The organism is Streptomyces sp. NPDC017991 (assembly GCF_044328075.1).
Lineage (GTDB): Bacteria > Actinomycetota > Actinomycetes > Streptomycetales > Streptomycetaceae > Streptomyces.
In genome coordinates this window covers 1-19,902 of record NZ_JBIRGP010000026.1, presented here as the reverse complement: position 1 = coordinate 19,902, position 19,902 = coordinate 1, and the positions used below count along the sequence as shown (strand labels likewise).

The following is a 19,902-nucleotide window of genomic DNA, read 5'->3' as shown; positions in this document are numbered from 1 at the left end:
AAGTCCCGCCGATGCCGGGCCGTCTCGGCGATGGCGTGGCTGTCGAGGGCGTCACTTTTCGCCTCGCCCCGGTAGGCGCCGAGTATTGGGTCGACGGGCCGTCCGGGGCCGTAGGCGGCGTGCCGGCCGTGGACGGCCGGCAACGTGGAAGGGCTGCCGGAGTTGTTCGTCGCTCAAGACTCCGTCGGCCGGTTCCATGTGTCCGCGCGGAGCGGCATCGTCCGCCAGGGACCGACCAGGGGACCGCTGCCTCAAGAGCCGGGGCGAGGACCGCACACGCGGCCGGACCGTCACCGTGCTCTGCCACCGGGGAGCCACCGTCCCGTGGGCACCCCTGCGCGACAATCGGGTCTTCACCATTGAGACTCCTTGCGCATGATTCGGTGATCCGGCGCCGCTAGTCGTGGTGACCACGTTCACGTACGGTTAGCTCAGAGAACAGATGCAATTGCCCAGACTTGGTTAGCTTCTTTGTGCTTTTCGAACAAGAACGGGGCTGTCCACACAATGGAGAGCGCGAACGCCGTACGGCGGGCCCTGGTGCGGAATCTGTCGGTGCGAGCGGCGGAGATCGCCTCCGAGATCACTCAGGTGACTCAGGACAAGATCGAGAAAGTTCGCGTGGAGGGCGTTGATCACGAACGGATCGACGTGTCGACCCGCGCCCACCATGAGGCGCTGATGCATCTGCTCGGACACCCGGACGACCTCGACTCCGCCGAGGCTCCTGTCGGAGCGGTCTCGGTGGTCCGGGAACTCGCGAGACGTGGTTTCCCGCTGCACGAGATCATCCGCTCGTATCAGCTGAGCAGCGCACGGTGGTACCAGATCTGCAGTGAGGTGCTCGTGACCCTCACCGACGACATCGAGGTACTCGGTTGCGAGAGCATCGCGGTGTCGAAGATCGCGAGCGGCTATCTCGACCGCATGTGCGAGCGGATGTCCGCCGAGTACGAGGACGAACGGCAGCGCTGGCTCCGCCAGGAGGAATCGGGCCGGCTCGACCGTGTGCTGGCCCTCCTCGCCGGCGGGGTGACTGAGGCTGACGATTGTGAGCGTGCCCTGGGCTACCGATTGCGGCAGCAACACCTTGCCCTGATCGCGTGGGTCGATGCGGATGATTCAGACGGCGAAGAGCTGATGCGAGCGCAGCGGGCGGTCGCGGAGGCGGCCGGTCGCCTCGAAGGCCGTGGACGCCCGTTCGTCGTCGCCCGGGATTCGAGGACGGTCTGGGCGTGGGTTCCTCAGCCGGTCAGGGAGTTGTCGGCCCCGGACGTGCGGCGGACGATCGCGTCTGTCGGCGAGGGGGTTCGACTGGCCCTTGGTGACCCGGCCTCCGGCATCGCGGGGTTCGCCCAGTCACACCGGCAAGCGGCTGCGGCGTACGACGTCGGCCGAGTTTCCACCGTCGCGACGGTCTTCCCCTACAGCGACGTGTCCGCGCTCGCCTTCCTGGTGGCACAACCTCAACGCGCGCAAGTCTGGATGGGTGAGACGCTCGGGCAACTTGCGAGCGGCGCTCGTCGGGAGGATGTGCTGAGAGAAACCCTTCGCGTGTACCTGCGCTCTCACCAGAGTGCGACCACGACATCGCGAGAACTCAACTGCCACAAGAACACTGTCCTTTATCGGATTCGCCTGATCGAGCGGCTTCTCGGCAGGGGTATCGACTCCGATCCGACCAACATCGGGCTGGCCCTGCAGGCGCACAAGTGGCTCGGCAGCGCGTTCGCCGAGTGATGCCTCGGGTATCGACGCCGCCTGCCCGCGGTGGTCGGGCATGCCGTGCCGCGGCGGCCGTACGTGTTCGCTGCCGGTCGACCGGGGCCTGTCCGTCAAGCGGCCCGGTCTGACCCGCTGTGATGACGAAGTGCGTCGGTTTATCGGCACATGCGGGCATGGTGTCCACAAGGGCATGGCCGTCGATGCCCGCCTCCGTGGTGTCGGCCGGCTTCAGCGCAAGGCCGTGGAGCCATGGGCTGGTCGTCAGCGTCAAGATGTTGAGGCTGAAGGTGGTCGTAGAGATGCCACGAGCGCGTCTGACTCGGGTAGTGGGGCCGACCTGGCCGGACACCTCGGCCCCCCCCGGTGGAATACGCGCCGACAGCAGCAGGGCGCGGGTCGACGCGGACAGGACCTGCGCCGACGGGGAGGTCCCTCGACCCTGTTCCAGGCCGGACAGGCCGGACAGGCCGGCAAGCCGGCAAGCCGGGCCAGTTCCTCGTGGCGAGGTCCGGCGGCTCTACGTACCCGGCCAGCGGGCAGTTCGACCGTGCCGGGTTCGATCCGGTCCCGCCGGCCATGCAGAGATTCGTCCAGTTCCCTGGATTCGCTCACCGTCCCAGCAACACGCGCCCGCGCCCGGGCAGCCTGGTACTGACGGTCCACAGGCTGAGGGGGGCACTGCCTGTTCGTCTGCGGTGCGACGACGGTGGAGACGTTACCGACTCACCGATCACCGGAGCGAACACATGACCACCACATTGATCACCGGAGCGAACAAGGGCCTCGGGTTCGAGGCGGCTCGGCGCCTGATCGAGGCCGGGCACACCGTCTATGTCGGGGCACGCGATGCCCACCGCGGCGGGGAAGCTGCCAAGCGGCTCGGCGCCCGCTTCGTTCAACTCGATGTCACCGACGAGGATTCTGTGCAGTCCGCAGCCGAATTCCTCCGCGCGGACGCGGGCCGTCTCGACGTCCTCGTCAACAACGCTGCCATCGGGGGCGCCCGCAAGTTCGGCCGGATCGGCGAGGTCACCGGGGCCGACATGATGACCACGTTCGACACGAACGTCTTCGGCGTCGTGCGTGTCACGCACGCCTTCCTGCCGCTGCTGGCAGCAAGCGACGCCCCGGTCGTCGTCAACGTAAGTAGCAGTCTGGGCTCGGTGGCGGCGTGCACCGACCCGAGCCGAGGGGAGTCTAAGACGACAGCGCTGGACTACAACGCCTCCAAGACCGCGCTGGTCATGGTCACCTCGCAGTACGCCAAGGCGTTCCCCACCATCCGGTTCAACGCCGTCGACCCCGGTTTCACCCCCACCGACCTCAACGGCCACCAGGGCACCCAGACCCTTGAGGAGGGAACGGAGATCATCGTCCGCATGTCCTCGATCGGCGCCGACGGCCCGACCGGCGGCTTCGTCGACAGGAACGGCCCGGTTGTCTGGTGACGATCCGGTCGCTGATGCGTGGGCGGTAGCACCCCAGCGGGATTACGGGGCTGCCGCCCTTGCGCGCGCGTTGCAGCCTGCCGATTGCCTTCGGCCTCTTCGGCCTGTCGGCGGGACATGATCCGATATCCGCCACTGTTAGGGATGTTGCTGAGTTTTCAGAGTGTGGCCGCCAACCTTGCAGGTGATTGGCGGGTTGGCTGGTTGACGCATTGCCGGGGGCTGTTGAGGCGCTTGTCGACGTACACGTGTATCTGGCCAGGACCACCCCGGCAAGTACGCGATGGGGCGGAAATCGCAGTTGCCGTGGTCTCCTCCGCGCGGCCCTTGGTGCGTAACCGGCTGGTGAGCGGTGACGGGACGCCGCTGGGGTGGGGTCCGGCTGACGCGCTGATGGCTGTTGCGGGTATCGCCAGTGCACGTTGTCGGTGTCGCGGTGTCGCGGTGTCGTGGTGGTGCTGCCAGGCGGTCAGGGTGTGGACGGGTACCAGTCGGTCGAACAGTTCTTTGGTCTGTTGCGTTGGGGGAGTGTCCGCACAGGCGTGCCACGACCTCCATGTCCTGGGTGTTGCCCGCGGCGGTGAAGGCGTGTGCGGCGAGGACGAGTGCGGTCAGGCGCAGAGTGGTGGGCGCCGCCGTCGGCAGTATGGGTGGCCAAACCGGCAGACAAACGCTGCTGCTGACCATGAACAAAGCCAGCTACCCGTTTCTTGACCCGAAGAACAACGCCGGACGCGCGGCGAACCGCAAGGCATCTGACGAATACCAGTGTCAGGAAGAGGAAGCATCCGACTTTCGCGACTGGAGCGAGAGCTGGAATGGCGCTGTAGAGAAAGCTCGTCTACGTGAGGTAGGCGAGCACGCCGCCTCCCACAACGGCGGCGAGCGCGAGAACCGCCAACGCCTTGCCGAACGTGCCGCCGAGCTGGTCGACCGCGGCGCTGAGCAGTCTTCCGCCCACGGGTGGCTCCGCTGAGGCTGGTGCCGTTGCCGATGCGCCCAGGACGAAGACCGCAGACGAGATCTTCGAACGCCTTGCCGGATATTTGAACCGAATTCTGACTCAGGGCACTAGGGCGCGAGTCCGACGACGGCCTCCAGGTCTTCGAGGCCAGCCAAGTGCGCGGTGAGTTCGCTGCGTTCGGCTTCGGTGAGGGGGACGGCGCGGGCGCGGGTGAGGGCATCGACCGCGGCAGTGGTGTCGTCGGCGCGGATGGCGAGTTCAGCGCGGTAGGCCAACGCCTCGACCAGTTCGGCGGCCGGTGCGGAATCCTGCTCCCGGGCCAGCGTGGCGTCCAGGATCTTCGCCGCCTGCTCATTGTCGCCCTTGGAGTCGCCGAGCACGACGGCGTTCTCCAGCGCCTTGGCCAGCTTGCCGACCGCGGGCGCACCGGTGCCGCCGGTACCCGGGGACGGGAAGATCCGGATCCAGTTCCCGCCGGGGTCGATGACCGTGAATCCGGACTGGTGGTCGGCGTTCTTGCGTTTCCGCGGGCGGGTCATCCGCGGGATCCCGGAGACCAGGAGCTTGCCGTGGACCGCGCGCATGCCCGCGGCGAATGCCTCGAAGAGCTGTTGGGTGTCGGGCACGATGACCACACAACTGCCGTAGGAGTCCTCGGGCTTGAAGCCTGGCATGCCGAAGAACTGCAGCTGGAGGTCTTCTCGCTGCAGGCCCACGCACGGGTTCGGGCGGAGCTGGTAGTAGGTCCGGGTGAAGCCGAGCATGGTGTAGAACTCGACGATCTCGTCGATGGATTCGCACGGAAGCAGCGGGACGGTTATCTCGTGGGCCATGACATTGCTCCGTCTCGAAGGGAAGGTTTCGCCGATGCTCGCGGCTGCTACTCGGCCGGCTGTGCGGGGCGGCGGGTGGGGGAACCGGGCTCACCGGCCATGCTGAATGCGCCCTCTTCCAGGCGGTGGATCAGCCGCCGGGTCCACTGGGCGCCGGTATCGGCGGTCGCCAGCCACAGCGAGATGACCTCGCCCACCGGACCCCAGGTGTCCAGCTCCGTGTCCGCGGGCAGGTGTGCGGTGATGCTGGTGCGCCAGTCGCACATCGCGTCGGCTCGGGTGTGCAGTACCTGCAGGGCCTGCGCACGGGGCAGGTCCTCGATCAGGCCCACCGCAGCACACAGGACGTCCAGCCTCGGCTCGCGGTCGCCCAAGGCCCGGCGCAGGAGGTTGAGGTACTCCTGCTCGCCCTTGTCGGTCAGCTCGTATTCGATTCTTGGCGGGCCCCCGGCGGCCGAGGGATCCGCATCGGACGTCGCCGCCAGCAGGCCCTGTCCGGCCATGCTCTTGAGCGCGTGATACACCGAACCCGATGTGGCGGTGGACCACTCGTGCGCGCCCCAGGACTCCAGATCCGCGCGGATCTGATAGCCGTGTGCGCGACCGCGCCTGCGCAGCGCTCCCAGGACCAGAAGTCGTAGCGGCTTCATCGGACCCCTTCCGCCTGGGTAGCCAAATTTGGCTACTGCGGGCAACGTACTCCGCCTCGGGTGTATTAGCCAAATTTGGTTACACCGAGTTGTGCACGGCCGTCGGCCGTGCGCAAGCATGTGAGCGCCTCCCGTACCCGGGGATGCTCGGCCTCCTCAATGTGGTCCGCTTCCAGCAACCGTGGCCCACCGTCATCCTCCTGGAGAACCTTCGACGACGTCTCGCCCGGCAACGATGCCCTCCGGTTCAAGGGCGTCAGCAGCATCGGCTACATCCTGTCCCTGACCGGCGTGGAACCGATGTCCGACGACGGTCCCCAGGTCGAGGCGTGCGCCTGGAACGCTGTCGCCGCCGCGATCGGGCAACCCCCCGACCTTGTCGACGCGAAACTCGCCAGGAAGGGCTTCGGCCCAAACAGCCTCGGCACCATCACCGCGATCACCCGCACGGACTTCGAGTACACCCTGCAATTGTCACCCTCGCCCTGGCTACGGCAGCGTCGAGGAAGCACCCGTTCCGGTCGCCGACATCCTCCGAGCGGCCGGCGAGCTCCGCTTCCGTCACGACGACAACCCGGACGCCGTGGTGGTCGACCCGGTGAAAGGGACTATCCAGGACGGCTCCGACGCCGTGATCACCGCAGTCACATCAGGATCGTTCCAATGGAGCCGACCGCGGTGGACGCAGGATCAGGTGCGGAGCTGTAGCTGCCGGTCCAGCCGACTACGCAGACGCGCAGAAGCTCCGCGAAGAGCCCCGAGTTGTCGCACTTCCGCCGCCGCGAGCTCCGTCCGTTCTGCCAGCGCGAGCACGGCGGCATAGGGCCGTTCGCCCCCGGCGAGCTTCGCTGCCACGGCGTCACGGACGGCTCGCAGCACTGAGCGGTCTGCGCTCGGGTGCTGCGCCAGCAGGCGAAGCAGCCTGTTGTCGTTCCAGGCATTGTCTTGGGCGGTGCTCAGTTCCAGCAAAGTGCCAGGCGGCGTGGAGGGATTGGCTGCCAGTGCCTGCCAGACGAAAGGGTACGGACTACGCGCGAGTCGATGCAGAACGGCGCTGTCGTTCTCCGTACGCGCCGGTTCGAGGTAGTCGGCAGGCGTGTGCACGAACGTGGCCCCTCGGGATCGTCGAGGCAATCATCCTGTCATCAGGACATAGTCACCCTCGTGTGGGGCTCTGATCCCAACCGGCTCCATGATCGTTACGGGGCAAGCCTTTAAACGGCCAGCCTCCGGCCCCGATGGCGTCTCGTGGCAGTCAGCAGCTACAGAACCAGGGAGGCGTACCGGGATCAGACCTGTCCGCGGTACGTGGTGCGGATTGCCTCCGTAAAACTCATCGCCTGCGACCCAGGAAGCCGGGACATCGGCGTCCAGCGCGCGGCCGATCATGCGGGTGGCGAGTGCGGGTTTCGTCGTGAAGCCGATGGGCCAGGTATTCCGGCGGCCCGGCAGCGGGCCGGGTCCTCGGTCCAGGAGCGTGGGACATACAGTTCCCGGTCGATCGCCACATGGCACCGCGGGGGCGGAGTAGGCGAGACGGACAGCGACCTGGCTGTTCTCGATGCGTCCGGCGGTGCCGGTGTACTGCCGCTGCACGCCCACCGTGGCGGAGCCCCTCTTGCGGTCACCGCTCTCGTCGACGACCAAGGCTGCCGCGTCGTCGTGCAGTTGCCCGACGACGAAGCCACGGATGTCGTCGCGTACCGCGTCGGTGTCCCACTTGGCCCTCGAAAGCAGATGCCGCAGAACGTACGGGGTCGCGTCCCCGGCATGCTCGGCGAGCGTTCAGCAGTTCTTGCGTGGCAGGTCCGACAGCAAGCTGAGCACGAACGCCCGTGCCCGCCGCCGTGGTTCCACCCGGACGAACCGTCCTACGCTACGGCCCATCAGGACCTCGAACGTCTCCTGCCACCGGGCAGGATCTATGCTGTGACCTGCTGCCACCGTCTGATCTTACGTCTTCGCACACCGATGATCACCGGTGGTGGTACCTGTTCCCGGACCGGCCCTGACGAGCGGGATCACGGTCGGGGCCGAAGCAGCAGCTCTGGAGTTGAGTCGGCCGATGGACATGTCCTCCCGAGAAATTCGCGTACCCCTCAACGAGGTCGTCGCAGTCCTGCAGGACCTGAACGAGTTCGTGGTTTCCCTCAACCAGCTCAGATCTCGCATGGCATTCGGAACCGCCGACGAGCACACCATCGGCAAGTTCATCCTCGACTGGGATGTCACCCGGCGCTTGTCCCGGGCCCGACACGTCATCAGTGTCGCGCTGGACGAGCAACTGAGCGAGGAAGCCAATTCCGAGATCGACGCCCTGTGTGAACAGGGCCGCTTCTACGGCACGGACAGCCCCATCAGCCCCCCCGCTGACCAGCCCAGCTGAGACAGCGAGCGCACCAGACCGGACCAATCGAGATGGGGATCAGTTCAGCCGGAGACCTGGTACCGGGCCAGCAAGATCGTGATCTACCACTGGAGTACGAACAAGGGGGAAGCGCCCACGACTTGGATGAAATTGGAGGAGCCCTGCCACGGATCGGAACAGATTAGAATCCTGCCATGCCGATCAGGGGTGGGAAACTGGCGCGCGCCTACTGGGCGGTCAACCGCGCTCTTGGAGGACAGCAGCCTCCGACCAGACAACAAATGTTCGCAGCAAAACGGCCACTCGTCATCTGGCTCGTGACAGGACTCCTCGTATGGGGACCTATCATCCTCGCTGCCGAGGGCAAAGTCTTGCTGCCGCTGGGCATTGCCGCCGCGTACGGTGCAATGATGGCGATGTTTGCGTTGCTTGAGAGACGCCGTCAGCGCCGGCTGGTGAGAGAGGGAGTCTGGGACGGTGTCCACGCCCGGCCTATCGGCTGGACCCGCGCCATGGACAAACGGCGAATTCACGGCCAGAACCTACGGCCCTTGTGTGAGGTGTTGGCTCACTTTGCCGAGCATGACTTCGTGGGTACCGAATGGGAAGTCGTGGAGGCAGCCCTGCCCAGAACGGACATCGAGAATAATGCGTGGTACAGCCACCGGATCGAGGGGCCGCGACGCACGTTCATCCTGAAGATCGCGGCAATACCCAATTCGGCGGACGCTTTTGTCGAAATCTACGGGGTATTGGGAGGCCGCGGAAAGTTCATGATGACAGGCATCCTGTTCGTGCTCGACAAATACCGCGTGAGCTGATTTGCAGCCCGACCGGACCTCCTGTGCCAACGGCAAGGGAGGGACGTACGGTGAACTTCTTTCCCTCCATGTCATGTGCTCGCGGGGCGTTGGCGGCCAGCCCGCAGTCAGGCGGCGCGAGCTGGTCGACGCGCGGTACGAACAGGCAGTGCTGTTCGGCGACCTTGGCCAGAGACAGTCCTCGCGGCCCGACTGTCGTCCGCCGACAGAACGTCAGTCGCTGTGCCGCGAGAAGTGTCAGAGCCTTGTACGTGGTTCGGTGGGTGCGGCAGCCGCGGCGTGCGCCTGGTCCTGCTCGTTGACGTCGTGCTCGGTGTCGCTGCCGTACGGCCCGAACGGTCCGGCCTTCCCGGCGGTGCGGGTGCCCAGGGCGGGGGCTGCCCCCTTCATGAGGTAGGGGACTGGGATTACCGGCCGCTCCTTTCGAGCTGGGTGGCGGGGACGCGGGAGGTCCGCAGTTCTTTGAGGTCGGGGATGTGGTTGTAGGGCGTCCCGACGGAGACGCCGAGCAGGGCCGCGATGGTCTCGATGCTGTTCTCAGGGTTGGGCAACATGTCGCGGGCGGCGCGCAGCAGCTTGTCGTTGACGACGGAGGGTCGGCCGCCGACGCGGGTCCGCGCGGTGGCCGGGCCCTCGTTGGTGCCCTGCACGATCAGCTCGCGGATGAACTCCGCGAGCGCGGCGTGAAAGATCAGACGCCCCGGGGGTGGTGGTGTCGAGCTTCTCGTGCGGGGTGGTGAAGCCGATCTGTCGTTTGCGCAGGCTGCCGACCATGTTGGCCAGGTCCTGGAGGCTGCGCCCCTAGCGGTCCAGGAGGGACGACGAGGGTGTCGCCGCTCTGGATGAAGGCGTGGCACGCCTTCAGCTCGGGGTGCAGGTCGTTCTTCCCGGACTTCTTCTCGGGGAAGATGCGTCGACACCCGGCGAGGGGGAGGGCGTCGATCTGCCGGTCGAGCTTCTGGCCGCCGGTGCAGACTCGGGCGTAGCCGATACGGATCTCGGTCGGGTGGAGGGGGAAGGTGCCCAGGAGGTCGTCGCCGTCTGCGCTGAGGGTGCTGGTGAGGCTGTCCACGTGCCGGTTGTGCCCTCTCTCTGACGCTGCGGTGGCCGCCTTTGCCCAGCGGCTACCGCAGGAATTACGCGGTGGCCGTGTCCTGGCTGCGGGTGTGGAGCGACGAGGGCGTGGGTGGCGGCGGGATGGGCGAGTGCAGGGCGCTCAGGTCGGTGTGGTCCAGCAGCCGCTCAAGGCGGTCCGGGACGGCAGCAACGACCAGGGTGCCGTCGTCAGCCTTGGCACAGCGGAAGATGCCGACGAGAACGTTGAAGCCGGACGAGTCGCAGAAGGTGACATCCCCGAGGTCCAGGATCAGGTGCCGGCGGCCTTGTTCGATCAGCGCCAGTGCCTGGGTGCGCAGGCGAGGGACGGTTGCTATGTCGAGGTCTCCGGCGTCTGGCCGGCGGGGCGATGGTGTGGTGGGTGGGGATGGCAGTGAGACCGTCTGTGGCGTGGGCGAGGGGGACGGACAGGGACAGCAGGGCGACGTCGTCTCCGGCGCTGTGGGGCGTGGCGTCGGGGAGATCGTACGCCGCACCGAGTTGGCATGCGGTTCGTTCGCTGCGCCCGGAAAACCGTTCGACCTGCTGACGGGGGCGCGTCGTAGGGTTCGGAGCGCGGTGACGCGGTCGGCTAACGAGTTGGTGCGTGATAGTGGGTGGGCATGCTCTGCTGGTGAGGGGTATGGCTGACCGTTCGGTACTGACGCATCCGTTGTTCACGGGGATCTCGACAGCTCATCTGTCGTCTTTGGTGGCCGAGTTGGCCAGACCGTGGGTGGTCGGGCTTGAGGGGCGTTGGTTCCAGGCGAGGGGTGGGGCGAGGAGGCGTGCACCGGGTGCCGGTGCCCGGCATCAGCTGGTCTTCGTTGACCGGCTGGTAGCCACGCTCATCCACCTGCGGCACGACTTGCCGCACGCGGTCCTGGGTGTGCTGTACGGCGTCGATCGCTCCACCGTCACCCGTGCTGTCGGCGAGGTCCGCCGACTACTCGCACAACGGGGCTTCGCTGTTCCCGACCGTCCTGGTCTGCGGCTTCGCACGCTGGAGGATGTGTTCGCCTATGCCCAGGCCGAGGGCGTCGAGCTGCAGCTGGACGCCACCGAGGTCCAGGTCCGCCGACCGGTGGCAGGTCGTGGCGGGCGGCGCGCCTTCGTCTCGGGCAAGAAGAAGCAGAACACGATGAAAGCCACTGTCATCGCCGACCACCGTGGTCGCACGCTGTGGGCTGATGGCCTGCGGCCAGGGAGAATGCACGACGTGACCGCTGCCCGCGCGGCGGGTATCACCGGCTGCCTTCGCCACTTCGACCTGGTCGAGATCCTGCTCGACGACGGCTACTTGGGCCTGAGCCGCGACCACCCTGGCCAGGCCGTCACCCCACCCAGAAAGCCACGGCCCGGAGCGCTGGCCGGCAGAGTCAGGCAGTGGGAACACGACCGGCACGAGCATTCCTCGAACCGGATCACCGTCGAGCACGCGCTGGCCGACCACAAACGCTGGAAACAACTCATGCGCTGGACCCACCGCCGAGACCGCCTGCCCGACACCTACCGGGCCATCGCCGGCCTCGTCTCCGACCGCACAGCCACCGCCTGGATACAGGCCACGACCGGGCAGACCTGACTCACCCGCTATCACGCACCAACTCGTAAGGCGTGTTCGGGGGATCATGCTGGGGTCGGAACGGTGAAGCAGGTCGCCTCACTACGATCGTGGGATGTTTGAGTACCGCGGGTGGATCACGGTCGGGGAGACGGCAGCGGATGAGGACGATGAGCCCCGCCTGCAGCAGATCGTCGATGGGCTTCGTCTTCGCATCGCCCGGATGGACAGCCCGTACTTGCTCGATCTCAGGTGGATGAACGGCGAGCCGTTCATCCACCTCGGCGGCTCTTCCAATCACCGCTCTTCCCCTAACGTTGACGAGCTGTTCGAGCATGTGGCGGTGGTCGCCCCTGGTTCCTACGGGCTCCTCCACGTTCGCGATGATGAGGAACCGGGTCACGAGAACGAGGTGCGCGTGCTGAGGCTCGTCCGAGGGATGGTCACTCAGCACACGGAGGCACTGCTGTCCCCGTGCATCCCAACGGTGGAAGATCCCTTCCCAGGCTGAGGCGTCGGCGACGCATCACGCTCGGAGCCAGAGCCGGATTACGGCTACCGCGATGGTGCCGTGGAAGACGTAAGCCCGTTTGTCGAAGCGGGTCGCGACGGCGCGGAAGCTCTTCAAGCGGTTAATCGACCGCTCGTCCTCGTTGCGGCGCTTGTACTGCTCCTTGTCGAAGCCGACTGGGAGGCCGCCTCTGCCACCACGGCGCCGACGATTGGCTCTCTGGTCTCTCGGCTCGGGAACGGTGTGTTTGATGCCGCGCCTGCGCAGGTAACGGCGGTTGCCGCGGGACGAATACGCCTTGTCCGCGCTGAGCCGGTCCGGCGTGGTGCGCGGCCGTCCCTCCCCGCTGCGGGGCACGCGGATGCGTTCGAGGACGGGGATCATCTGCAGTGCGTCGCCCCACTGGCCGGGAGTGACCAGCAGGGCGAGGGGCTGTAGTCGCCGTCGCTCGCGAGGTAGAACTTGCTTGTCAGCCCGCCCCCGGACCTTCCGAGTCCCTCGTCGGGGCGGTGCTGCCGGGGCGTCGAACTTTTTTCGGTGTACGGGGAGCCTTCCTGCGGGCGCCGGCGGCGTGCTGGTGAGCACGACAGGACGTCGAGTCGACGCCCACCATGCTCCAGTCGATCCGGCCCGTCGCGGAGAACGACCATCCTGTCCACGGATGACCGTGCTGGACCGGAGCGAGCAGGCCGGCAACCGCAGTACCCGTTGCCCGGGCGAAAGCGGCGGTGCGGCCGACGTACTGAAAGCGGCCTTCGGTGTCGTACCTGCCGGGCAGCAGCGTGCGGGGGACTGTCGGTGAGCCGTCGGTGAGCCGTTGATCGCGCCGACGATCGACCGGCCTTGACCTCGGACAACTCGCCGCCGTGCTCCCGGTAATGGACACCATGCGCACCGACGTGATCTACGGCCAGTACCTGGACGTCACCACCACCGGGGAACCGAGTCCCGATATGGACCGCGCCATGGCGATCATTCAGTACAGGACCGCCAAATGCCCCTGTGAACGCCCCCTGCACATCCGTATCCTGCTCGGCGCCGCCGCACCGCCGCTGCTTCGTCCGCGGCGGCGGGCCGCCGTCGGCCTCTTGCCGCGCGGCGCCCGCTACGGCCTGGGCACCGGGGCGGTCGGCCTCGCCACGTTCTGGGTGCAGAGCCGCCTTAAACCGACGGTCAGCTTCCTCATAGGTCTTCGTTGGGGGCATGGGCAAGCCAGCCTCCTGGTGGGAAGCTGAGGACGGTGCCCACGATGGCACCTGGGGGATTCATGATGATCCGGCAGCGAGTGGTGACCAGGTACGGGCTTGCCGTCGCGGCGACCGCGCTGTGCTGGGGCGCTGTCGCGTGCGGAAGCACTGCAGCTCCCCCTGGGGACACCGGCCCTCAACCTGGGGATAGCGGCCCTGGTCCTGGAAGCGGCGGGAACGGCGGGTCTTCTGCCTTCACTGATTCGACAGCAACCGGCGGCAGTTCTGGCGGAGGCGACAGCGTGTCTCCACCTTCTCTTCCGCGAACTGACACCTTCTCAACCGACCAGTATCCGATTATGTCCGAGACCCCAACCCCGCCTTCTCCCTCGTGCAGTGACCTGCCTGATCTGACCGCCTCCATGTCGTGTCCCCCCTCACCGGATGGCTCCGGACCATTGCCTGAACCGGATGGGTCCTGAGGCCGCAGCTGATGGTTTCGACAGGAACACCGGCTCCCGCGGGCGGCCCTCCGGAGCCGTCGTCCGGCAGCCGACGCCGTGCGGTGCGGCAAAGGACGGTGCGACGGGCCACGCGCCTTACAGCACCCCGCAGAGTACGTCGTGGGACCCTCAGACTCTCCCAGCCGAGCCCCCGGGCGCCGGTGGCCGTGTGGGGCGGCAGTCCAGTTGAGCTGGCCAATTCCGCTTTCGGCGCGGGCTCGTTCATCGTGGCGCTGATGCTCTTCGCTGGCTTCGTCCACAGCAGCGTCTACTACGGGTATTTCCACCTGGAGAGCTCCGCCATTGGCTTCGACTCCGTCGAGCTGGCGCTGCGCAGCCTGCGCCTCGTGACGTTCCCCGTGCTCATCACCTTGGCCCTGGCGGTTGTACTGCCCCGCCTTCCCGAGCTGCTTCCGATGCTCGGTGTCCCCGCCGGCCTCATTCATCGCATCCTTCGCGCCGGGCGGGCGGTAGCACGGGCGTATCTCGCCTTCGTTGCCGCCGGCATCGTTCTGATGTTGCTGTGGCGCTACATCCAGCCCTTTGTCTGGGCCGCTCCCCTGCTGGTGGCGTGCGGGTTGGTCCTTGGGCAGACCAGCGCCGCAGCGGCAGCCGACACGACCAGACCCGGGCGTCCGTGGACGCGTGTGCTGCCTGTGGCCGGCGCGGCGCTGTTCCTGATGTGGGTGGTGGCCCTGGCAGCCGGTCAGCTTGGCCGTCAGGACGCGGAGCGAGACGCTGAACGGATCGAGCAGCGCGTCGCCGTCCTCATTCACAGCACCGAGCAGCTGAGTATCACCGGTCCTTTCGGACTAAAGGTGGAAGACCTGGGCGAAGGCCTTCACTACCGGTACCGCTACAGCGGCCTGAGGCTGTTGGTCGAGCGCGATCACCGCTACTACCTGCTCCCGCTGGGCTGGAACCACGACACGGACCCCACCTACGTCATCGACGACGACGAAAGCATCCGGGTCGAACTGCGCCCCGGGACCCAGCCCCGCCAATGACCAAGTCCCGTCACCAGACTCACCCACGCCTCACAAAGGGACCAACGCCACAGCGGGCTGTACGGTCGTCCGCGCCTTGCGGAATTTTTCGCCACGCGACGCCCCCGCACCAGATGCGTTCTGGCGGCAGCGTCAGCGTGTCAGCTGCCCCAGGTGGCGAGTCGCTGGAGGGTACCCCCGGGAATCTCAATTGCGGCGCGGTGTTCGCCATCATGACCGTCGCCCCGCGCACAGCATCCCGGCGCTGGTGGACTGGGCGCTGCGCGAGGCGAAGCTCGGTCAGCGGAAGCTTGCCGGGCCGGGCAAGGACGCCGATCCGCTGCTCGTGCTCACCGAGGCCGCGCTGGAGCGCTACGGTCTCCCGGCCACCCTTACGGATGAGGAGCGGCTCGCCGGGCGCCTGCCGGAGGGCCACAAGGTCATCAAGCAACTGGTCCGTGCCGACTGGAAGCTGACCAAGCGCGGCTTCGGCCCGTGGGCGCGGATCTACCGTCCGGCTAACGGTTCGGAGCGGGCCCGCATGCAGCTGTGCATCCCGTCGTGGAACGCGCTCGACACGCGGCACCGGGGTGAGGCAGGGCAGCTCCCGTCGGCGGAACTCGCCGGCGTCCTGGGGGTATACGCCTCGCGGGTGATGACGCCGCCCAGCTCCACGGCGATGACCGGCCTGGAGTTGATGACCGCGCTGCACCCGCCGACCCGGGCCTCTGAGTCGGTCGCCGACGGCAGGCGGCACTCCGAGCACAACCCCGGCTCGCTGGGCAAGGACCTGCTGGACTGCGTGCCGTGCGAGGCCCCGGACGGGCACCCGCTTCTCAAGGAGCTGCCGCGCTTCCATGTGCGCGGCCCCGGCGAGAAGCTGTTCGAGGAGGCGTACGACTGGGCGCGGCCGACGACGGATGCCGAGTGCACCCTGCGGCACCTGGTCGGCATCGACGTGAACATGGCCTTCGCTGCCGGAGCGAACGGCCTGGTCGTCGGCCTCGGTGCGCCCACGCACGTCAAGACGCCGGTGTTCGACGCGAAGCTGCCCGCCTCGTGGCTGGTCGACCACGTCGACCTGTCCCGCGTGCAGGTCGGCAAGGAGTGGGTGGAGCTGGACGGCAGCCTGCTGCCCTCCCCGTTCACGCCGAAGGGCGAGCGCCCGACCGGTCCGGCCCGGTACGCGACGCCCACCGTGGCGTACGCCCAGGAGCTCGGCTACGAAGTGCGGCCGATCGAGGCGTGGGTGCGGCGTGAGAACGGCCGGTACCGGGACAGCTGGTACAACCGGCTGCGCGACGCCTACCTCGCCACCCTGGCCGACCTCGGCGTCGACGCAGACCTGTCGCCCGCCGACTTCCTGGCGGCGATGGACGGCTACAAGGGCCGTGACCCGGAGCTGGCGATCGTCCTCTCGGCGGCCAAGGCGACGGTGAAGGGCGGCTTGGGCAAGCTGCGCGAGCGGCCCCGGGGCGAGGGCTGGCGGCCGGGCGAGCCGTGGCGCGCCCTGTCCCGCCCCACCTGGAGGCCGGACATCCGCGTGGCGGTCATCTCCCGCACCCGGATCAATCTGCACCGCCAGATCGTGAAGCACGCGGCGTTCACTGGGCAGTACCCGATCGCGGTCCTGTCCGACTGCGTCGTCTACGCCGCGAACGGACCGAGCCCGCTGGACGTCCTGCCCTACCGGTAGGGCAAGCCGCTGCCCGGCGGGTTCAAGCTCGGCATCAACCCCGGCCTGGTCAAGCACGAGGGCACCCAGGACGTCCTGTGGGGCGAAGAGGTCCGGGAGCGGTTCAACGCGGCGGAGCTCAATCTCGCCCGGTAGGCGGTGCAGAAGGCGTTCACCCCCCCGGCGCCGAAGAACGCGGGCCCGCAGATGCGTTATCTGGTCAAGCAGTTGGGCGGCACCAAAGCAGTCGCGCAGATGCTGAGGGTCTCCCAGCGCACCGTCGAGCGGTACGTGAGGGCCAGAATAAAAAGCCCCGCGCCGACCTCGCCGCGCGTATGGAGCGCGAGGTGAAGAAGCGGTGGCAGCCGCAGATCCGGGCCAAGGCGGGGGCGAAGGCTGCGTCCACGGGCGGCGTCGTCATCGACGCCCGAGCCCGCATGGGGTACACCGCTCGGATCGGCTCCACGTTCCAGGACCGCATCCGGTACCTGACCGTCGCCCTGCCCCCGATCTACGCCGTCCGCTTCTTCGACGCCCAGGAGAGGGGTGCCAGCGACGCCCGCCTCCAGGAGATCGCGGCCGAATCGCTCAAGGAGGTGTATTTCCAGGACGGCGGCCGCCACGCCGGCTCCCTGGAGGAGGTCCGGTTCACGGACATCGAGCACCTCGACGAGCTCGACCTGTAGAGGCCGCTGCCCGACGCACGCAGAGCCCCGGATCTGACTGAGCACTTCAATTGGAGAGGGAGCGTGCGAGACGGAGGCACACCCCCGTTTCACGGGAATCTTGCCAGGGTCATGTTCACTTGTACGCCGACAGTCGGTTCGGTCCGGCCGCAGCAGGCGCTGGAGAAGGTGACGGATGCGGCGCCGGACGGCGGGATGGCCGTGGCGTCGGTTGCGGGCTGGGGGCTACAGCGGCGTGGGACGCGACTCGTTGACAGTGAGGACGTCCACCATGCGGTTCAGCTTGTTGCGGGCGCGCATGGCGTCAGCCCGTGGCACCTGGATCATGGCGGTGGCCTGTGTGTCGTCCGACACCGTGTATGACAGCGCTGTTACCCGCGTGCTGCTAAGCACGGCAGCGATACGGCCTAGGGCTCCGCGACTGTCTCTGAGCGTTACATTCAGGGTGCAGGTTGTGTCCGCTGGGGCAGGCGCTGGCTCTCCTCGTGAAGGGTTGGCGGCTCCCTGCCCGTCGGTCTCGCGCGAAGATCGCAGCAAACCGTAGGTGAGCGCGTCCTGCAGCGCTTCGGCGGATGCGGTGAGGACGTTGTGCGCGACACCGACCGTCTGCCACACGCCCTGCCCGTCACTGACGCTGACCAGCACTCGGATCCTCGCCTCTGTGCCCCGGCACCCTTCGACAACGCGGACCTGGTAGTCGATCAGTTCGAACTGCGACAGCTGTGGATACGTTGGCTGCAGTGCACGGCGCAACGCCAGGTCGAGGGCGTTGACCGGCCCGTTGCCTTCCGCGGTGGCGATGTTCCTGCTGCCCTGCGCACGGAGTTTCACTGTCGCTTCGGCTCCCCGCGGTGTGCTGGCTCCGCCTTCGGTAATCACTCGCCAGGAGTCGAGTTCGAAATAGGTGTCCTTCCGACCCTCGATCTCCTCGCGCAGCAACAGCTCGAAGGAGGCGTCAGCCGCTTCGTAGGTGCAGCCCTGGAGCTCACGCTCCTTGATCCGCTCCACGAGCCGCCACAGCAACTCGTGGTCGGTGGACACGTCGTAACCCAGTTTCTTGGCCTTCAGCTCCACCGATGCCCGGCCCGCCATGTCGGAAACGAGCACTCGCATGGTGTTGCCGACCGAATCGGGCACGATGTGCTGGTACAGGTCCGGGTCGACCTTGATGGCGGAGGCGTGCAGGCCCGCCTTGTGGGCGAAGGCGGAGACGCCGACGTATGGCTGGTGTGTGGAGGGTGGAAGGTTCACGATTTCGGCGACGGCGTGCGAGACGCGGGTCATCTGACGCAGGCTGCCCTCGGGCAGTACCTTCATGCCGTACTTGAGCTCCAGTGCCGCGACGACCGGGAAGAGGTTGGCGTTGCCGACTCGCTCGCCGTAGCCGTTGGCCGTGCACTGGACATGGGTGGCGCCGGCGTCCACCGCGGCGAGGGTGTTGGCGATGGCGCAGCCGGTGTCGTCCTGGGCGTGGATGCCGAGGCGGGCGCCCGTTTCGGCGAGCACGGTGGAGACGACGGCCTGCACCTGGGCCGGGAGGTGGCCGCCGTTGGTGTCGCACAGGACGACGACTTCGGCGCCGGCGTCCGATGCGGCCCGGACCACCGAGTTTGCGTACTTCGGGTCGGCCTTGTAGCCGTCGAAGAAGTGCTCGCAGTCGACGAAGACCCGGCGCCCCTGCTCGCGCAGGAAGGAGACGGTGTCGCGGACCATCTCCAGGTTCTCCTCCAGGGTCGTGCGCAGGGCGAGCTCGACGTGTCGGTCGTGCGACTTGGCGACCAGCGTGATGACAGGGGCGCCGGAGTCGAGGAGCGCCTTGACCTGCGGATCATCGGCTGCTTGCCCGCCTGGACGGCGGGTCGCGCCGAAGGCGACGAGCTGTGCGTTTTTGAAGGTGAGCTCCTGGCGCGCGCGGGAGAAGAACTCCGTGTCACGCGGGTTGGCTCCGGGCCAGCCGCCCTCGATGAATCCCACGCCGAAATCGTCGAGGTGCCGGGCGATGGCCAGTTTGTCCGCGACCGTGAGGTTGATGTCCTCGCACTGTGCTCCGTCGCGCAGGGTGGTGTCGAAGACATGAAAGGCGTCATGGGCCATGGCGGGTTTTTCCTGTCCTGGGCTGCTGGGCCTGGTGAGGCCGCTGTGTCAGGTCGCTGATGGCAAACAAAAAGACCCCTCGCGAAATGCGAGAGGTCTGCGTGCGGGCGATGGCCGCCTGGGAGGGGTCGCCCCAGGTCAACTCGGTGCCGGCACGCTGCCGCTAATAATGAGCTGGCGCTGCATGGCAGGGATTCTCACACGGCCCAGCCACCGTGGAAAGGCCGTCTCACGATACGGAACGCGGTGAATTGTTCCAGCGGTTCGGCGGAGTAGGGCAGCCGCTTGTGCAGGGCAGTGAGGTCGGCGCACCTGGGTGAGTTCCTGCTGCGCTGCGATGAGGTCGCCGCGGTAGTCATACGTTGTTGCCACGGCCCCAACAGTAGTTCGACCCGACGGCTGCACTGCTCGTACAACGCGGCTTCACTGCGCGTCCGGCAGCCGAGCCGAAGCACACTGGTTGAAACTGGTGGCGCCGCAGGTCGTCGTCGATGCGACCCCGCAGGGTCATCGCCCGGCCGGAACACCTGCCTACCGGCGTCAGCTCGGTCCGTAGCGACATGCCGGACGGGCCTACTCCTTGAGGTCGAGGCCATGCGGTGCCGGCCCGAACAGCATTTCGCCCATCAGGCCGGTCGTGTCGATGATGACCTTGCCGTCGGCGTCCGGGTACGCGATGCGCTGGGTCCGGTGATCCGGGGCGACGAAGTACACGTCGGGGCTGACACCCTGGTCGCCCTGCGCGGTCCGGAACCAGTGCCCGGCCGCCATCGCCATGGTCTCGACGGCAGT

At 67.3% G+C, this 19,902-nt stretch carries 18 protein-coding genes and 4 pseudogenes; 11 read left to right on the top strand and 11 right to left on the bottom strand.

The window, feature by feature from the left end; genetic code table 11:
• The first annotated feature begins 507 nt into the window (after positions 1-507).
• The 3 genes from ACH4DZ_RS42920 to ACH4DZ_RS42910 all read left to right on the top strand — a co-directional run bounded on the left by ACH4DZ_RS42920 (position 508) and on the right by ACH4DZ_RS42910 (position 4,149).
• The gene (locus tag ACH4DZ_RS42920) at positions 508-1,740 is read left to right on the top strand and encodes a PucR family transcriptional regulator (protein WP_398294995.1); all 1,233 of its coding nucleotides are present in this window, start codon (positions 508-510) and stop codon (positions 1,738-1,740) included.
• Positions 1,741-2,471: 731 nt separating this feature from the next.
• Positions 2,472-3,173, top strand: a complete 702-nt coding sequence (locus ACH4DZ_RS42915; protein WP_398294994.1) for an SDR family NAD(P)-dependent oxidoreductase — start codon at positions 2,472-2,474, stop codon at positions 3,171-3,173.
• A gap of 646 nt (positions 3,174-3,819) precedes the next feature.
• The gene (locus ACH4DZ_RS42910; RefSeq protein WP_398294992.1) at positions 3,820-4,149 is read left to right on the top strand and encodes a hypothetical protein; all 330 of its coding nucleotides are present in this window, start codon (positions 3,820-3,822) and stop codon (positions 4,147-4,149) included.
• Positions 4,150-4,244: 95 nt separating this feature from the next.
• Here the strand turns inward: ACH4DZ_RS42910 and ACH4DZ_RS42905 are convergent, their stop codons facing one another.
• From ACH4DZ_RS42905 to ACH4DZ_RS42890, 4 genes are all read right to left on the bottom strand, one after another.
• Positions 4,245-4,970 (bottom strand): VOC family protein, encoded by a 726-nt coding sequence (locus ACH4DZ_RS42905; protein WP_398294990.1) that lies wholly within the window; start codon positions 4,968-4,970, stop codon positions 4,245-4,247.
• Positions 4,971-5,017: 47 nt separating this feature from the next.
• Positions 5,018-5,620, bottom strand: coding sequence for a PadR family transcriptional regulator (locus ACH4DZ_RS42900; protein ID WP_398294988.1), 603 nt, complete (start codon positions 5,618-5,620; stop codon positions 5,018-5,020).
• Between the two features lie 690 nt (positions 5,621-6,310).
• Complete coding sequence (locus ACH4DZ_RS42895) at positions 6,311-6,724, bottom strand: hypothetical protein (RefSeq protein WP_398294986.1); 414 nt, start codon at positions 6,722-6,724, stop codon at positions 6,311-6,313.
• Positions 6,725-6,754: 30 nt separating this feature from the next.
• A complete protein-coding gene (locus tag ACH4DZ_RS42890; RefSeq protein WP_398295048.1) occupies positions 6,755-7,357 on the bottom strand; it encodes a transposase in 603 nt (200 codons plus the stop codon).
• A gap of 328 nt (positions 7,358-7,685) precedes the next feature.
• On the opposite strand from ACH4DZ_RS42890, the gene ACH4DZ_RS42885 reads away from it, so the two are divergent.
• Positions 7,686-8,006, top strand: coding sequence for a hypothetical protein (locus tag ACH4DZ_RS42885; protein ID WP_398294984.1), 321 nt, complete (start codon positions 7,686-7,688; stop codon positions 8,004-8,006).
• Positions 8,007-8,182: 176 nt separating this feature from the next.
• A complete protein-coding gene (locus tag ACH4DZ_RS42880; protein WP_398294983.1) occupies positions 8,183-8,809 on the top strand; it encodes a hypothetical protein in 627 nt (208 codons plus the stop codon).
• A 237-nt stretch (positions 8,810-9,046) separates the two neighbouring features.
• On the opposite strand, the gene ACH4DZ_RS42875 is transcribed toward ACH4DZ_RS42880, so the two are convergent.
• The 4 genes from ACH4DZ_RS42875 to ACH4DZ_RS42860 form a co-directional block, all read right to left on the bottom strand.
• A complete protein-coding gene (locus ACH4DZ_RS42875) occupies positions 9,047-9,199 on the bottom strand; it encodes a hypothetical protein (protein ID WP_398294981.1) in 153 nt (50 codons plus the stop codon).
• A 17-nt stretch (positions 9,200-9,216) separates the two neighbouring features.
• Complete coding sequence (locus ACH4DZ_RS42870) at positions 9,217-9,459, bottom strand: hypothetical protein (protein WP_398294979.1); 243 nt, start codon at positions 9,457-9,459, stop codon at positions 9,217-9,219.
• Between the two features lie 41 nt (positions 9,460-9,500).
• Complete coding sequence (locus ACH4DZ_RS42865; RefSeq protein ID WP_398294977.1) at positions 9,501-9,881, bottom strand: recombinase family protein; 381 nt, start codon at positions 9,879-9,881, stop codon at positions 9,501-9,503.
• 64 nt (positions 9,882-9,945) lie between these two features.
• Positions 9,946-10,401: an STAS domain-containing protein gene (locus ACH4DZ_RS42860; RefSeq protein ID WP_398294975.1), complete on the bottom strand. Its 456-nt coding sequence runs from the start codon at positions 10,399-10,401 to the stop codon at positions 9,946-9,948.
• A gap of 146 nt (positions 10,402-10,547) precedes the next feature.
• On the opposite strand from ACH4DZ_RS42860, the gene ACH4DZ_RS42855 reads away from it, so the two are divergent.
• Together ACH4DZ_RS42855 and ACH4DZ_RS42850 are read left to right on the top strand one after the other, a co-directional pair.
• Positions 10,548-11,489: a transposase family protein gene (locus ACH4DZ_RS42855; RefSeq protein WP_398294973.1), complete on the top strand. Its 942-nt coding sequence runs from the start codon at positions 10,548-10,550 to the stop codon at positions 11,487-11,489.
• Between the two features lie 94 nt (positions 11,490-11,583).
• Positions 11,584-11,979 carry an Imm7 family immunity protein gene (locus ACH4DZ_RS42850; RefSeq protein WP_398294971.1) on the top strand — a complete coding sequence of 132 codons (396 nt, stop codon included), beginning with the start codon at positions 11,584-11,586 and terminating at the stop codon, positions 11,977-11,979.
• Between the two features lie 15 nt (positions 11,980-11,994).
• Here ACH4DZ_RS42850 and ACH4DZ_RS42845 read toward each other — a convergent pair.
• Positions 11,995-12,616: pseudogene (locus ACH4DZ_RS42845) on the bottom strand (IS5 family transposase); the annotation flags it as partial.
• Positions 12,617-12,857: 241 nt separating this feature from the next.
• Here ACH4DZ_RS42845 and ACH4DZ_RS42840 point away from each other — a divergent pair.
• The 4 genes and pseudogenes from ACH4DZ_RS42840 to tpg all read left to right on the top strand — a co-directional run bounded on the left by ACH4DZ_RS42840 (position 12,858) and on the right by tpg (position 17,016).
• A complete protein-coding gene (locus tag ACH4DZ_RS42840) occupies positions 12,858-13,214 on the top strand; it encodes a hypothetical protein (protein WP_398295051.1) in 357 nt (118 codons plus the stop codon).
• Between the two features lie 616 nt (positions 13,215-13,830).
• On the top strand, positions 13,831-14,676 hold the full coding sequence (locus ACH4DZ_RS42835) for a hypothetical protein (protein ID WP_398294969.1): 846 nt from the start codon (positions 13,831-13,833) through the stop codon (positions 14,674-14,676).
• A 223-nt stretch (positions 14,677-14,899) separates the two neighbouring features.
• A pseudogene (gene tap / locus ACH4DZ_RS42830) lies at positions 14,900-16,486 on the top strand (telomere-associated protein Tap); the annotation flags it as partial.
• A 3-nt stretch (positions 16,487-16,489) separates the two neighbouring features.
• A pseudogene (tpg, locus tag ACH4DZ_RS42825) lies at positions 16,490-17,016 on the top strand (telomere-protecting terminal protein Tpg).
• A gap of 516 nt (positions 17,017-17,532) precedes the next feature.
• Here tpg and cimA read toward each other — a convergent pair.
• Together cimA and ACH4DZ_RS42815 are read right to left on the bottom strand one after the other, a co-directional pair.
• Positions 17,533-19,110: pseudogene (cimA, locus tag ACH4DZ_RS42820) on the bottom strand (citramalate synthase); the annotation flags it as partial.
• Positions 19,111-19,683: 573 nt separating this feature from the next.
• Positions 19,684-19,902 (bottom strand): hypothetical protein (locus ACH4DZ_RS42815; RefSeq protein WP_398294967.1); only part of this gene is annotated, 219 nt, incomplete at its 5' end.

What these genes read in the sequence shown, in the direction of transcription:
- ACH4DZ_RS42920 (WP_398294995.1), top strand. Translation starts at nt 508, where the DNA reads ATGGAGAGCGCGAACGCCGTACGGCGGGCCCTGGTGCGGAATCTGTCG.
- ACH4DZ_RS42915 (WP_398294994.1), top strand. Translation starts at nt 2,472, where the DNA reads ATGACCACCACATTGATCACCGGAGCGAACAAGGGCCTCGGGTTCGAG.
- ACH4DZ_RS42910 (WP_398294992.1), top strand. Translation starts at nt 3,820, where the DNA reads ATGGGTGGCCAAACCGGCAGACAAACGCTGCTGCTGACCATGAACAAA.
- ACH4DZ_RS42905 (WP_398294990.1), bottom strand. Translation starts at nt 4,970, where the DNA reads ATGGCCCACGAGATAACCGTCCCGCTGCTTCCGTGCGAATCCATCGAC.
- ACH4DZ_RS42900 (WP_398294988.1), bottom strand. Translation starts at nt 5,620, where the DNA reads ATGAAGCCGCTACGACTTCTGGTCCTGGGAGCGCTGCGCAGGCGCGGT.
- ACH4DZ_RS42885 (WP_398294984.1), top strand. Translation starts at nt 7,686, where the DNA reads ATGGACATGTCCTCCCGAGAAATTCGCGTACCCCTCAACGAGGTCGTC.
- ACH4DZ_RS42880 (WP_398294983.1), top strand. Translation starts at nt 8,183, where the DNA reads ATGCCGATCAGGGGTGGGAAACTGGCGCGCGCCTACTGGGCGGTCAAC.
- ACH4DZ_RS42875 (WP_398294981.1), bottom strand. Translation starts at nt 9,199, where the DNA reads ATGAAGGGGGCAGCCCCCGCCCTGGGCACCCGCACCGCCGGGAAGGCC.
- ACH4DZ_RS42855 (WP_398294973.1), top strand. Translation starts at nt 10,548, where the DNA reads ATGGCTGACCGTTCGGTACTGACGCATCCGTTGTTCACGGGGATCTCG.
- ACH4DZ_RS42850 (WP_398294971.1), top strand. Translation starts at nt 11,584, where the DNA reads ATGTTTGAGTACCGCGGGTGGATCACGGTCGGGGAGACGGCAGCGGAT.
- ACH4DZ_RS42840 (WP_398295051.1), top strand. Translation starts at nt 12,858, where the DNA reads ATGGACACCATGCGCACCGACGTGATCTACGGCCAGTACCTGGACGTC.